We start from the raw sequence: 14,136 nt of genomic DNA on the forward strand, positions 1-14,136 counted from the left end.
CAATTAGTTATTTATGCAAGGGTAACTAGGTTCGGAAGCGTGTGGAGGCGCTTCCCTTTGGAGGAGGAAGAGAAATGACATTCCGTGTAAGCAGACGTAATTTCGTCGCGGGAGGCGCCACGCTTCTCTCGCTCTCGGCGCTGGGAACCAGCGCTTTGGCACAGGAAACGCGACTGCGTCTCCTGTGGTGGGGCTCGCAGCCGCGCGCCGACCGCACCAACAAGGTATCGCAGCTCTATCAGTCGAAGAAGCCGGGCACATCGATCACCGGCGAATTCCTCGGCTGGGGCGACTACTGGCCGCGCCTTGCGACCCAGGTCGCCGGCCGCAACGCGCCCGATGTCATCCAGATGGACTATCGCTATATCGTCCAATATGCGCGGCGCGGCGCGCTCGCCCCGCTTGAATCCTATATGCCGGCCAAGCTCAACCTCGACGATTTCGACAAGGCGCAGATCGAAGGCGGCAGCGTCGACGGTCATCTCTATGGCGTCAGCCTCGGCGCGAATTCGGCGGCCACCGTCCTGAACACCACCGCCTTCAAGGAGGCCGGCGTCGATCTGCCGACTCAGGCGACCACCTGGGAAGAATTCGGCCGCATCGGTGCGGAGATCACCAAGGCAGGCAAACGCAAGGGCATGTTCGGTATCGCCGACGGCAGCGGCGGCGAACCGCTGTTCGAAAACTGGCTGCGTCAGCGCGGCAAGGCGCTTTATACCGCCGACGGCAAGATCGCCTTCGACGTGGACGATGCCTCCGAATGGTACGACATGTGGGCCAAGTTCCGTGAGGCCGGGGCCTGTGTTCCTGCCGATATCCAGGCTCTCGACAAGAACGATATCGAAACCAACACGGTCTCGCTCGGCAAGTCGGCCGCCGGTTTTGCCCATTCCAACCAGTTCGTCGCCTATCAGGCAATGAACAAGGACAAGCTGGCGCTGACCAACTACATGCGCATCAAGCCGGAATCGAAGGGTGGCCATTATCGCAAGCCTTCGATGTTCTTCTCGGTCTCCGCCCAGTCCAAAGCCGTGGACCTGGCCGTGGACTACGTCAATTTCTTCGTCAAGAACCCCGAGGCAGCGCTGCTTCTGGATGTCGAACGCGGCATTCCGGAATCGAGCGCCATGCGCGAGGTCGTCGCGGCGAAGCTTGATGAGAACGGCAAGGTTGCGCTGGCCTATGTCAGCGGCCTCGGCGAACTCGCCGGCAAATTGCCGCCGCCGCCGCCGGCCGGCGCCGGTGAAGGTGAGCTGATGTTACGCAACATCGCCGAACAGGTCGGCTTCGGACAGCTGTCTCCCTCCGACGGCGGCAAACAGCTTGTCGCTGAAATCACGCAGATTCTCGCACGAGGCTGATCCCGTATGAGCAATGCGATGCGCACGCCCGCAGGGGCCATCAATGTGGAAAGATATCAGGGGGCCGTGGCCGAAGGACGCTTCAAGCGTCTCTGGAATGCCAATGCTCCCGGCTATCTCTTCCTTCTTCCATGGCTCATCGGCTTTTTCGGGCTGACGCTCGGGCCGGCCCTGATTTCGCTCTACCTTTCCTTCACCGACTTCGACATGCTTCAGTCGCCGCGGTGGGTGGGAATGGCGAATTACGTGCGCATCGCCACGGCGGATCCGAAATTCTCGGCCGCCATGTATGTCACCTTGACCTATGTCGTCTTCTCAGTGCCGTTCAAGCTGACCTTCGCATTGCTGGTCGCCATGGCGCTGAACCGCGGCCTGCGCGGGCTGTCGGTCTATCGTGCCATCTTCTATCTGCCGTCACTGCTGGGCGGCAGCGTGGCGATCGCCGTGCTCTGGCGCCAGCTTTTCGCCAGCGATGGCCTCGTCAATGCCGCGCTTTCGTATTTCGGTATCGAAGGTCCGAGCTGGATCTCGCATCCGAACTATTCGATCTATACGCTGGTGGCGCTGTCCGTCTGGCAGTTTGGCTCGCCGATGATTATTTTCCTGGCCGGCCTGCGTCAGATCCCGCAGGATATGTATGAGGCCGCGAGCCTCGACGGCGCCTCCAAGTTCCGGCAATTCTACAAGATCACGCTGCCACTTCTGACCCCGGTGATCTTTTTCAATGCCGTCGTCCAGACGATTGATGCCTTCAAAGCCTTCACGCCGGCCTTCATCATATCAGGCGGCACCGGCGGTCCGATCAACTCGACGCTGTTCTACACGCTCTACCTCTATCAGGAAGCCTTCGGCAATTTCCGCATGGGCTATGCCTCGGCGCTCGCCTGGATCCTGGTGGTGATCATCGCGATCTTCACCGCCTTCTCCTTCCTGACCTCGCGTTATTGGGTGCACTACGATGACTGAGATGACCGCTTCCGTCACCGCGGCCAGGCCGCCATCCGACATCACCAAACGCAGCCTGCCGGCGTCGCTCATCATCCACGCCCTGCTGATCGCAGCTTCACTCCTCATGCTCTATCCGCTGTTATGGATGGTTTCGGCATCGGTGAGGCCGGAAAACGAGATCTTCTCGTCGACTTCGCTCATCCCGTCGTCGATCGATTTCTCCTCCTATGCGCGCGGTTGGGTCGGCCTCGATGTCAGCTTCGGCCGGTTCTTCTGGAATTCGCTGGTCATCTCGCTGCTGGTGGTGACGGGCAATGTCATCGCCTGTTCGCTGACGGCTTTCGCCTTTGCGCGGCTGCGTTTTGCCGGCCGGAATTTCTGGTTCGCGATCATGCTCGGCACGTTGATGATCCCCTATCACGTGACGCTGATCCCGCAATATGTGCTCTTTCTCGATCTCGGCTGGGTCAACACCATCCTGCCGCTTGTCGTGCCGAAGTTCCTGGCAAGCGATGCCTTCTTCATCTTCCTGATGGTGCAGTTCTTCCGCGGCATTCCGCGCGAATTGGACGAGGCGGCGATGATGGACGGCTGCAGCGCTTGGCGCATCTACTGGAAGATCATGCTGCCGCTGTCGCTGCCGGTGCTGGCAACGGCTGCGATCTTCTCCTTCATCTGGACCTGGGACGATTTCTTCGGTCCGCTGATCTACCTGAACGACATGAACACCTATACGATCCAGCTCGGCCTGCGCACCTTCGTGGATTCCACCAGCGCATCGGATTGGGGCGGTTTGTTCGCCATGTCGACCCTGACGCTCGTGCCGGTGTTCTTCTTCTTCCTGTTCTTCCAGCGCCTGCTGATCGAGGGCATCGCCACGACGGGCATGAAGCGTTGATGGCGATGACGGGAAAGAGCGACATGAGCATCAGGACAGTCGCGATCGTTGGCTGCGGCATCGGCCGCTCCCATATCGTCGAGGGTTACCTGCCGCATTCCGACAAGTTCAAGGTCGTGGCGATCTGCGACTTGAACGAGCAGCGCATGGCAGCGGTCGGCGACGAGTTCGGCATCGAACGGCGCACCACCTCTTTTGCGGAACTGCTGGCCGACGACACGATCGACATCATCGATATCTGCACCCCTCCCGGCATTCATCTGGAACAGGTTGTCGCAGCACTTGCCGCCGGTAAACATGTCGTCTGCGAAAAGCCGCTGACGGGCTCGCTTGCCGCCGTCGATACCATCATGGAAGCGGAAAAGACCGCCAAAGGCGTGCTGATGCCGATCTTCCAGTACCGTTACGGCGACGGCATTCAGAAGGCCAAGCGGATCATCGACGCCGGTATTGCCGGCAAGCCCTATACCGCTTCGGTCGAAACCTTCTGGCTGCGCAAGCCGGAATATTACGCCGTGCCCTGGCGCGGCAAATGGGCGACGGAACTTGGCGGCGTGCTCGTCACCCATGCGCTGCATCTGCACGACATGCTGATGCATCTGATGGGTCCGGCGGCCAGGGTCTTCGGCCGCGTCGCCACCCGCGTCAACGATATCGAGGTCGAGGATTGTGCCTCCGCCAGCCTGCTGATGGAAAGCGGCGCCTTTGTCTCGCTGTCCTGCACGCTTGGTTCGCAGGAACAGATTAGCCGGCTCAGGCTGCACTTCGAGAATGTCACTTTCGAAAGCAGCCACGAGCCCTATACCCCCGGCAAAGACCCCTGGAAGATCATCGCTGCGAATGACGACGTGCGGGAGCAGATCGACAAGGTGGTTGGCGACTGGCAGCCGGTCGCGCCGCGTTTCACCACGCAGATGGGCCAGTTCCATGCGTTCCTGAGTGGCCATGCGCCGCTGCCGGTAACGAGCCGGGACGCCCGCCGCGCGCTGGAACTCGTCACCGCCATCTACCAGTCTTCCGACAGCGGCGCTGACGTGCCGCTGCCGGTGGGTCCCGACAGCCCGAAATACGCCGATTGGCGCGCAAGAACGAAGTAACCGACAAAATAAAAAGAGAGGGTTTTGAGAAGATGGCAACCAGTGTCGTTCTTCAGAAGGTCGAGAAGCGCTACGGCGCGATGGACGTGATCCATGGCATCGACCTGACGATCGATCCCGGCGAATTCGTCGTTTTCGTCGGCCCCTCGGGCTGCGGAAAATCCACCCTCCTGCGCATGATCGCCGGTCTAGAGGAGATCACCGGCGGCGGGCTGCTGCTCGACAACGAGCGCATGAATGAAGTCGCGCCCGCAAAGCGCGGCATCGCCATGGTCTTCCAGTCCTATGCGCTCTATCCGCATATGTCGGTCTACAAGAACCTCGCCTTCGGCCTTGAGACGGCTGGTTACAAGAAGACCGAGATCGAGCCGAAGGTGAAACGCGCCGCCGAGATCCTGCAGATCGAGAAGCTGCTGGAGCGCAAGCCGAAGGCGCTCTCCGGCGGCCAGCGTCAGCGTGTCGCGATCGGTCGCGCCATCGTGCGCGAGCCACGTATCTTCCTGTTCGACGAGCCGTTGTCGAACCTCGATGCCGAACTGCGCGTGCAGATGCGCGTCGAGATCTCCCGCCTGCACCGCAGCCTCGGCAATACGATGATCTATGTCACCCATGACCAGGTCGAAGCCATGACGATGGCGGACAAGATAGTGGTGTTGAATTCCGGCCGTATCGAGCAGGTCGGCGCGCCCCTCGATCTCTACAACAACCCGGCCAACCGCTTCGTCGCCGGTTTCATCGGCAGCCCGAAGATGAATTTTCTGAAGGCCCGCATCGAGCAGGTCGGCGAGACCGAAACCAGCATCCATGTCTGCGGCAATTCCGTACGCCTGCCGCGCCGACTGAAAGGCCAGGCGGGGGAGGAGGTCACCTTCGGCATCCGCCCCGAACATCTTTCGCTGGCCGAAGGCGCAATCACGCTCTCGACCGTCAACGTCGATCTCGTCGAAAATCTCGGCGGCGCCACCATGCTCTACACCACGACGCCGGATAACCAGCTTCTGACCGTCGCGCTCGACGGCCAGCAGAAGGTCGAGCGCGGCGCCAATGTGAAGGCTTCCTTCGATCCGGCCCGCTGTCACGTCTTCGACGCGGCCGGCAAGACGATCTGACCCCACGGCATAATTCCTTAAATCGGAATCGATTTAAGGATAAATTATGCAGTAATTTAAAAGTGTTACAGCGTCCTTTGCGCGTCTGAAAAGACGCGCGGCGCTATGGCGGCTGCTTGACAGCCGATCCTCCTCTGGCCCATCATTTCGCGAGGGGCCGCAAGGGGGTTGAGCATGACGCCTGAAGATAGGATTCATGCGCTTGGCATCTGGCAGGGGCCGATCGCAATCTCGCCGATAGCAGGCGGCATCACCAACAGGAATTATCTGGTCAGCGATGCCGTCGCGCGCTGCGTGGTCAGGCTCGGCACCGATATTCCGATCCATCACATCAACAGGCAGAACGAGCTTGCCGCAAGCCGCGCGGCGCATGCCGCCGGCATTTCGCCTGCCGTCATCCATCATTCGCCGGGCGTGCTGGTGCTCGAATATATCGAGGCGCGGGCGCTTTCGCCGGAGGATATCAGGACGCCGCAAATGCTCGCCCGGGTCTTGCCGCTGGTGCGCGCCTGCCATCGCGACATCGCCCGGCATTTCCGCGGCCAGGCGATGATCTTCTGGGTCTTCCACGTCATCCGAGATTACGCCGCCAATCTGAAGGCGTCGGCGAGCAGCTATCTTCCTCTGCTGCCGGGGCTCGTCGGCAGGGCTGAGACGCTGGAAGAAGCGGCAGGGCCTTTCGAGATCGCCTTCGGCCACAACGACCTGCTGGCCGCCAACTTTCTCGATGACGGCAAACGGCTCTGGCTGATCGACTGGGACTATGCCGGTTTCAACACGCCGCTCTTCGATCTTGGCGGATTGGCCTCCAACAACGAGTTCTCGCAAGCGGCCGAGCGCACGATGCTGGAGACCTATTTCGACCGGCCGCTGACCGATGATCTCAACAGGCGCTACGCCGCGATGAAATGCGCCTCGCTGCTGCGCGAGACGCTCTGGAGCATGATTTCGGAAATTCATTCCAGCATCGATTTCGATTACGCCGGCTATACGGCCGAAAATCTCGCGCGCTTCGAGCGCGCCTATCAAGCCTTTGAACAGGACCAATAAATGACGAAGGAATTACCGAAGACGGCGAAAGCCGTGGTCATCGGCGGCGGCATCATCGGCTGCTCGACGGCCTATCATCTCGGCAAGCTCGGCTGGACCGATACCGTTCTGCTGGAGCGCAAGAAGCTCACGTCAGGTACCACCTTCCACGCCGCCGGCCTCGTCGGCCAGCTGCGCACCAGCGCCAACATCACCCAGCTTCTCGGCTATTCCGTCGATCTCTACAAGCGGCTGGAAGAGGAAACGGGCCTCGGCACCGGCTGGAAGATGAATGGCGGCCTGCGCCTTGCCTGCAACGAGGAACGCTGGACCGAGGTCAGGCGCCAAGCGACCACCGCGCAGTCCTTCGGCCTCGAAATGCAATTGCTGACCCCGCAGGAAGCCTTCGATCTCTGGCCGCTGATGACAATAGACGATCTCGTCGGTGCCGCCTTCCTCCCGACCGACGGTCAGGCCAATCCCTCCGACATCACCCAGGCGCTGGCAAAGGGCGCCCGCATGTCGGGCGTTTCGATCTTCGAGGATACCGAAGTCCTCGACCTTGAAATCGACAAGGGGAGGATTCGTGCCGTGATCACGGCGCAAGGGCGCATCGAATGCGAACGCGTCGTCGTCTGTGCCGGTCAATGGACGCGTGCCTTCGCCGCCCGCTTCGGCGTCAACGTGCCGCTGGTCTCCGTCGAGCACCAATACATCATCACCGAATCCTTCGGCGTGCCCTCCAACCTGCCGACGCTGCGCGATCCCGATCGCCTGACCTATTACAAGGAAGAGGTCGGCGGCATCGTCATGGGCGGCTACGAGCCGAATCCCATTCCCTGGGCGAAAAACGGCATCCCCGACGGTTTCCACTACACGCTGCTGGACAGCAACTTCGACCATTTCGAGCAGATCATGGAACAGGCGCTCGGCCGCGTTCCGGCGCTGGAAAACGTCGGCGTCAAGCAGCTGTTGAACGGCCCGGAAAGCTTCACGCCGGATGGCAACTTCATTCTCGGCGAGGCGCCGGAGCTAAAGAATTTCTTCGTCGGCGCCGGTTTCAACGCCTTCGGCATCGCCTCGGCCGGTGGCGCCGGCATGGCGCTTGCCGAATGGGTGACAAAGGGCGAACCGCCCTATGATCTCTGGCCGGTCGATATCCGCCGTTTCGGCCGGCCGCATTTCGATACCGACTGGGTGCGGACACGCACGCTCGAAGCCTACGGCAAACATTACACCATGGCCTGGCCGTTCGAGGAACATTCAAGCGGCCGCCCCTGCCGCAAATCGCCGCTCTATGACCGGCTGAAGGCGCAGGGCGCCTGTTTCGGCGAAAAGCTCGGCTGGGAGCGGCCGAACTGGTTTGCCGATCTCTTCGCCAACGAAGAGCCGAAGGATATCTACAGCTACACCAGGCAGAATTGGTTCGACGCGGTCGGCCGCGAGCATAAGGCCGTGCGCGAGGCGGCCGTCATCTTCGACCAGACCTCCTTTGCCAAATTCGTGCTGAAGGGCAGGGATGCCGAGGCGACGCTGTCCTGGATCGCCTCCAACGATGTCGCAAGGCCGGTCGGCTCGCTTGTCTACACGCAGATGCTGAACGACAAGGGCGGCATCGAATGCGACGTGACGGTCGCCCGCATCGCCGAGAACGAATATTACATCGTCACCGGTACCGGTTTCCCCACCCATGACTTCGACTGGATCGCACGCAATATCCCGGCGGAGATGCAGGCCGAGCTGGTCGACGTCACATCCGCCTATTCCGTGCTGTCGCTGATGGGACCGAATTCCCGCGCCGTGCTGGAAAAGGTGACGGGCAGCGACGTCTCGAATGCGGCCTTCCCCTTCGGCAAGGTCAGGACCATCGGCATTGCAGGCTGCCCCGTGCGGGCTCTACGCATCACCTATGTTGGCGAGCTTGGTTACGAGCTGCATGTTCCCGTTGAATATGCGACCACGGTCTATGACGTGCTGATGGCATCAGGCGGCGAGCTCGGCCTCGTCAATGCCGGCTATCGCGCGATCGAGAGCTGCCGCCTGGAAAAGGGTTATCGCGCCTGGGGGTCGGATATCGGTCCCGACCATACGCCTGTTGAGGCCGGTCTCGGCTGGGCGGTGAAGATGCGGAAGAGCATTGCCTTCCGCGGCCGTGAGGCGATCGAGCGGCAGCTTTCGGGAGGCGTCAAGAAGCGCCTCGCCTGTTTCGTCCCCGAGGATGCCGATGCCGTGCTGCTCGGCCGCGAAACGATCTATCGCGACGGCAAACGCGTCGGCTGGCTGTCGAGCGGCGGCTTCGGTTATACGCTGGGCAAGCCGATCGGCTATGGATACGTCCGCAACCCCGACGGCGTGACGGAAGATTTCGTTCTCTCCGGCACCTACGAGCTTGATGTGGCGCGGCAACGCATCCCCTGCAAGGTATCGCTGTCGCCGCTCTACGATCCCGATATGGCGCGGGTGAAAGCCTGACGAACTCGAATTACCTCATTCTTTGCCTTCGAGCGAAGCTTTGAGGACAGAGATGACGAGGAGAGGGCACGCCGTGTGAGCCCCCCTCTGCCCTGCCGGGCATCTCCCCCACGGGTGGGGAGATCGCAAGTAGCCTAAACTTCCTACTCATCTACCGTTTCGTCGGGCTGGACGCTGATTGTTTGGGGAAGCCGTTGCGTCTAGCCAATCTCCCCACCTGTGGGGGAGATGCCCGGCAGGGCAGAGGGGGGCGACCACGGCACGCCCTCTCATTGCAAGAACCCAGCCACCCCGCGTTGGCGTGACTTACTATACTTGCGCAAAACGACTCTCCTGGGCTGAAGCAGAGCCTGCGCCAGCGGTTCCAAGCCTCAGAAAAGCGGCAACCGGTCGTCCTGGATCAGGATCTCCAGCTTGTCAGCCACATCCTGCGCCCAGGCCCGGTGGGCTGTCAAAGCCGCCGGGAAAAGTCCGGGAAGGGTGAAGAGAGCCGCCGAGATCGCCAGGCCGGTGCGCGGTATATCGGCGATGAGAGCAGCGATTCCGCCAGCACGGGGATCGCGCAATTCGTAGCGCTCACCATTGCCGTGCTCGCCGATCGCATAACGCATCCATGCCGCAACGGCGATCGCATAGGTCTCCGCCCTGTCGCCATGCGCCAGCGCCTCGCTTGCCGGTTCCAGCAGCCGCTGCGGCAGTTTCTGCGTGCCATCCATGGCGATTTGATAGGTGCGATGTGCGATCGCCTTGTTTGCAAAGCGCGCTATCAATTCGCTGGCGTAGGCATCGAGATCGATGCCCGGAACCGCATCGAGCGTACGCGCGGCCGCATGCATGTGGCGATAGGCAAGTGCTGCCAGGGCCGCATCGTCCATCACGTCGCGGATGAATTCATAGCCGCCGATATAACCGAGATAGGCGAGCAGCGAATGGGCACCGTTCAGCATCCGGAGCTTCATCTTCTCGTAAGCCGAAACATCGGTGACCATCAGCGCGCCGGCCTTGTCCCAGGCCGGCCGGCCATTGGCGAAATGATCCTCGATCACCCATTGCGTGAAGGGTTCGGTCTCGATCGCCGCCAGATCCTGCCGTCCCGTCAGCCGTTCGGCATCCTGGTAGGTCGCCTCCGTGCTGGCAGGCGTGATGCGATCGACCATGGTCGAGGGAAAGGGCACGTTTTCCTCGATCCATCGGCGAAGCGGCGGATCGACGCGTTCGGCAAAATCGAGAACCAGCCGCTTCAGGACGGCGCCGTTGCTCGGAAGATTGTCGCAGCTGAGCGGTGTGAAGGGGGCGATGCCCTTGGCCCGGCGCCGGGAAAGCCCCTCGACCAGATAGCCGATGACGCCGCGCGGCGCATGGCGGTTGGCAAGGTCGGCCGCCACGTCGGCATGGTTGAGGTCGAGCCCTCCGGTCGCGGTATCCATGCCATAGGCCTTTTCCGTCACCGTCAGGCTGACGATGCGGATTGCAGGATCTTCCAGCCGATCGAGCAGTCCCGCCGGATCGCGGGTCGCCACATGTGCCCGCAAAATGGGGCCGATCACCTGCGCCACCGTGCCCGACGTATCGCGGATCAGCATCGTATAGAGGCCGTCCTGTTCGTTCAGGTGATCGGCGACATCGGCAGTGCGCAGGCTCGCCACCTCGATACCCCAGTCTCCGCTCTCTGCGGCAAGTGCTGCATCGGTAAACGGCGCGAAATGCGCGCGGAAAAAGGCGCCCGGCCCGAGATGCAGGATGCCGCTTTTCAGCTGTTTGCGGTCATAGGCGGGAAGCTTCGCCGTCGGGGCTAGGCCGGAAAGGGTCTGCAGTCGTTCGGTCACAGCTTGTAGGCCTTCTTTGCATTGCCATAGGAGAGCTCGCCCGCGACGATCTCGGCTTCCCGCTTGGAGATCCGGTGCTCGGCGGCGAGTTGGGCAAGGAAGCGGCAGACTTCGCGGCGCCAGACGTCATGCCGGGCCGGGATCGATAGCAGCGCGCGCGTATCGTCGTTGAAACCCGCCATATTGGCAAAGCCCGCCGTCTCGACGACTTGGTCGAGGTAGCGGCGGATGCCGAGCGGGCTGTCGTGGAACCACCAGGGCGGGCCGATCATCAGGCAGGGCCAATGGCCGGCCATCGGCGCCATCTCGCGCGCATAGGTCGTCTCATCGAGCGTGAAGAGCAGCACACGCAAACCCGGTGCGTGGCCATATTTTGATAGCAGCGCATTCAGGCCGCCGACCCAGTCGGTGCTTGTCGGGATATCGGCGCCCATATTGGGGCCCCGGGTCGAGAAAAGTCCGCGGTCGGTATTGCGTCTGGAGCCGGCATGGATCTGCATCACCATGCCGTCCTCGGCCGAAAGCCCGGCCATCTCGGTCATCATCTGGCCACGGAAGAGCTCGGCCTCCTCGGCCGAAAGCGGACCCTTCAGCGCCTTGTCGAGCAGCGCCTGTTTTTCCGCAAGCGGCAGGTCGGCGGTGAAGGCCGTGGGCACGCCGTGATCGGTCGCGGTGGCGCCGAACTGGCGGAAATAGGCGCGCCGGCGCCGATGCGCCTCGATCAGGCCGTCCCAACGCGTGACGTCGACGCCGGTGATCTCTCCGAACTTAATGAGATTGTCGCGGAAGCCGACAGCATCGGGATCGGTGACGCTGTCCGGCCTGTAGGTGGTGCGCACCTTGCCGATCCAGCCGTCGGCCGCCATCTTCTGGTGATGCGCCAGAGGATCGAGCGCTCCATCCGTCGTCGCGATCGTTTCGATGCCGAATCGCTGATGCAGCGCCCGCGGGCGGAATTCGGGAAGGGCAAGCTGGGCATTGATATGGTCGTAGAGCGCATCGGCATTGTCTGATGTCAGCGGCTCGGTGCAGCCGAGCACGGCCGACATGGCGTGGTCGACCCAGAGGCTCGAAGGCGTTCCGCAGAAAAGGTGGTAGTGCGCGGCAAAAGTCCGCCAGATCGCCCGTCCCGTTGCGTCAGGTTTGCCGTCGAGCCGCGGCACGCCGAGCTCGTCCAAGGTGACGCCGACGCTGTGCAGCATCCGGAAGAGATAGTGATCGGGAATGACCAGCAGCGAGGCCGCGTCTTCGAACGGCTTGTCGTCGGCGAACCAGGAGGGTTCGGTATGCCCGTGCGGGCTGACGATCGGAAGATTGCGCACCGTCTCGTAGAGGTCGCGCGCGATAGTCCGTGTTGCCGGATCAGCCGGAAAAAGCCGGTCCGGATGAAGAAAGCCGTTTCCTGCATCCATCAGTATTCCTCCCAGATGGATAACTGGCCTACCCCACAACATCAGGCGCGGCAAGGTCTTTTAGTAACCAAACGGTACAGTTTTGCGCGTGGCCGCGCCGGGCATGGAAAGCATTGACGAGGCGACCAATTTCCGCTTTGCAGAACGTCATATTCTGCCGGTCCCGGTAGAGGAGGATCCGATGTCCGACGAGACGAACCACATCACCCGGCTGGAAGAAATGCTGGCCCACCAGGCAAAGACGATCGAAGAGCTTTCCGATCAGCTCGCCGAGCAATGGAAGACCGTCGAGCAGATGCGCACCAAGCTCGACCGGCTGACCGAACGCTTCCTGTCGCTGGAGGAGCAGTCGCTGGACGCGCCAGCGATCACCCGCCCGCCGCATTATTGACGACACGCGGCGCAATGCCGCGTGTCGTTGGGTTTCTTGCGCCATGAGGCGGCGGATCAAACGCCGCCGATGCAGAGATATTTCATTTCCAGATAGTCGTCGGCGCCGTGCCGCGAGCCTTCGCGGCCAAGGCCGGATTGCTTGATGCCGCCGAAGGGCGCCGTCTCGGATGACATCAGGCCGGTATTGATGCCGATCATGCCGTATTCCAGCGCTTCCGCCACCCGCCAGACCTTTTTCAGATCACCGGCGTAGAAATAGGCGGCAAGACCGAATTCCGTATCATTGGCCTGGGCGATGACGTCCTCGACTGTCTCGAAGCGAAAGAGCGGCGCCACCGGCCCGAAGGTCTCCTCGCGCGCCACCTTCATGCCGCGCGCAACGCCTGTCAGCACCGTCGGCGTGAAGAAGGTGCCGGCGCCGTCGATGCGCTTGCCGCCGGTCAGCACCTTGGCGCCCTTGGCAAGCGCGTCGCTGACATGGTCTTCCACCTTTGCAAGGCCTTGCTCGTCGATCAGCGGCCCGATCACGACACCCGGCTCGAAGCCGTCACCGACCGACATCTCGGCGACCTTGGCGGCAAGCTTGGCGGCGAAGGCGTCGTAGACGTTCGACTGGACGTAGAGGCGGTTGGCGCAGACGCAGGTCTGGCCGGCATTGCGGTATTTGGAGGCGATTGCGCCTTCGACGGCAGCGTCGAGATCGGCATCGTCGAAGACGATGAAGGGCGCGTTGCCGCCGAGCTCTAGGCTCACCTTCTTGATCTGGTCGGCGCACTGCCGCATCAGGATACGGCCGACCTCCGTCGAACCGGTGAAGCTGATCTTGCGCACCTTTTCATTGCCGCAGAGCTCGCGGCCGATCGCCGGACCGTCGACCCCGACGATGACGTTGAAGACGCCGGCCGGAATGCCGGCCTGCTCGGCGAGCACGGCAAGCGCGATCGCCGTCAGCGGCGTCTGTTCGGCGGGCTTCGAGACCACGGTGCAGCCGACGGCAAGCGCCGGGGCGATCTTGCGAGTGATCATCGCCGCCGGGAAATTCCACGGCGTGATCGTGCCGACGACGCCGACCGGCTGCCGGATGACGATCATCCGTTTATCGTCGGAAGGCGCGGGGATCGTCTCGCCGTAGATGCGCTTGGCTTCCTCCGCATACCATTCGATATAGGCTGCGGCATAAAGGATCTCGCCGCGCGCTTCCGGGAACGGCTTGCCCATTTCGGCGGTCAGGATCGCCGCGAGTTCGTCGGCATTGGCGACCATCAGGTCGAACCATTTGCGCAGGATCGCGCTGCGCTCCCTGGCCGGACGGGCAGCCCAGCCCGGCTGGGCGGCATGGGCCGCATCGATTGCCGCCCGCGTCTCGGCCGCGCCCATATCGGGCAGCGAGGCGAGCAGCTCGCCGGTTGCCGGGTTCAGCACGTCGAAAGTCTTCGTGGCATCGCCTGATGTCCAGACGCCGTCGATATAGCCGGCATCGCGCAGCAAGGGCGAGGAGAAGGGAACGTGCTTGGTCAGTGCGCTGGTGAAAGCCATGTCATATCCTCCTTGGGAGTGCGGCTGCCGGTTGCCGGCAGCCATTGAAATCCAG

General features: G+C 62.1%; 11 protein-coding genes. 8 read left to right on the top strand and 3 right to left on the bottom strand.

Annotation, left to right across the window (positions count from 1 at the left end):
- Positions 1–74: 74 nt before the first annotated feature.
- The 7 genes from GR198_RS31365 to GR198_RS31395 all read left to right on the top strand — a co-directional run bounded on the left by GR198_RS31365 (position 75) and on the right by GR198_RS31395 (position 8,914).
- Positions 75–1,361, top strand: coding sequence for an ABC transporter substrate-binding protein (locus GR198_RS31365; RefSeq protein WP_029873787.1), 1,287 nt, complete (start codon positions 75–77; stop codon positions 1,359–1,361).
- Positions 1,362–1,367: 6 nt separating this feature from the next.
- Positions 1,368–2,327 (top strand): carbohydrate ABC transporter permease, encoded by a 960-nt coding sequence (locus GR198_RS31370; RefSeq protein WP_017962699.1) that lies wholly within the window; start codon positions 1,368–1,370, stop codon positions 2,325–2,327.
- On the top strand, positions 2,320–3,207 hold the full coding sequence (locus GR198_RS31375) for a carbohydrate ABC transporter permease (protein WP_024323117.1): 888 nt from the start codon (positions 2,320–2,322) through the stop codon (positions 3,205–3,207). Before GR198_RS31370 ends, GR198_RS31375 begins: the two co-directional genes overlap by 8 nt.
- The gene (locus GR198_RS31380) at positions 3,207–4,304 is read left to right on the top strand and encodes a Gfo/Idh/MocA family protein (RefSeq protein WP_204337285.1); all 1,098 of its coding nucleotides are present in this window, start codon (positions 3,207–3,209) and stop codon (positions 4,302–4,304) included. The genes GR198_RS31375 and GR198_RS31380 overlap by 1 nt, the downstream gene beginning before the upstream one ends.
- Before the next feature lie 32 nt (positions 4,305–4,336).
- The gene (locus GR198_RS31385) at positions 4,337–5,413 is read left to right on the top strand and encodes an ABC transporter ATP-binding protein (protein WP_029873785.1); all 1,077 of its coding nucleotides are present in this window, start codon (positions 4,337–4,339) and stop codon (positions 5,411–5,413) included.
- Between the two features lie 174 nt (positions 5,414–5,587).
- Entirely contained in the window at positions 5,588–6,463 is an 876-nt protein-coding gene (locus tag GR198_RS31390) for a phosphotransferase (protein ID WP_164070231.1), read from the top strand.
- Entirely contained in the window at positions 6,464–8,914 is a 2,451-nt protein-coding gene (locus GR198_RS31395) for a GcvT family protein (RefSeq protein ID WP_164070232.1), read from the top strand.
- A gap of 371 nt (positions 8,915–9,285) precedes the next feature.
- Here the strand turns inward: GR198_RS31395 and GR198_RS31400 are convergent, their stop codons facing one another.
- Together GR198_RS31400 and uxaC are read right to left on the bottom strand one after the other, a co-directional pair.
- Positions 9,286–10,740, bottom strand: a complete 1,455-nt coding sequence (locus GR198_RS31400; protein WP_164070233.1) for a mannitol dehydrogenase family protein — start codon at positions 10,738–10,740, stop codon at positions 9,286–9,288.
- On the bottom strand, positions 10,737–12,152 hold the full coding sequence (gene uxaC / locus GR198_RS31405) for a glucuronate isomerase (RefSeq protein WP_164070234.1): 1,416 nt from the start codon (positions 12,150–12,152) through the stop codon (positions 10,737–10,739). Before uxaC ends, GR198_RS31400 begins: the two co-directional genes overlap by 4 nt.
- Before the next feature lie 181 nt (positions 12,153–12,333).
- Here uxaC and GR198_RS31410 point away from each other — a divergent pair, with 181 nt between their 5' ends.
- Entirely contained in the window at positions 12,334–12,543 is a 210-nt protein-coding gene (locus GR198_RS31410; protein ID WP_011649924.1) for a SlyX family protein, read from the top strand.
- A gap of 56 nt (positions 12,544–12,599) precedes the next feature.
- On the opposite strand, the gene GR198_RS31415 is transcribed toward GR198_RS31410, so the two are convergent.
- Entirely contained in the window at positions 12,600–14,081 is a 1,482-nt protein-coding gene (locus GR198_RS31415; protein ID WP_029873780.1) for an NAD-dependent succinate-semialdehyde dehydrogenase, read from the bottom strand.
- Between the last annotated feature and the right edge of the window lie 55 nt (positions 14,082–14,136).

The sequence above is a fragment of the Rhizobium leguminosarum genome (assembly GCF_010668065.1).
In the GTDB taxonomy this organism is placed as follows: domain Bacteria; phylum Pseudomonadota; class Alphaproteobacteria; order Rhizobiales; family Rhizobiaceae; genus Rhizobium; species Rhizobium leguminosarum_S.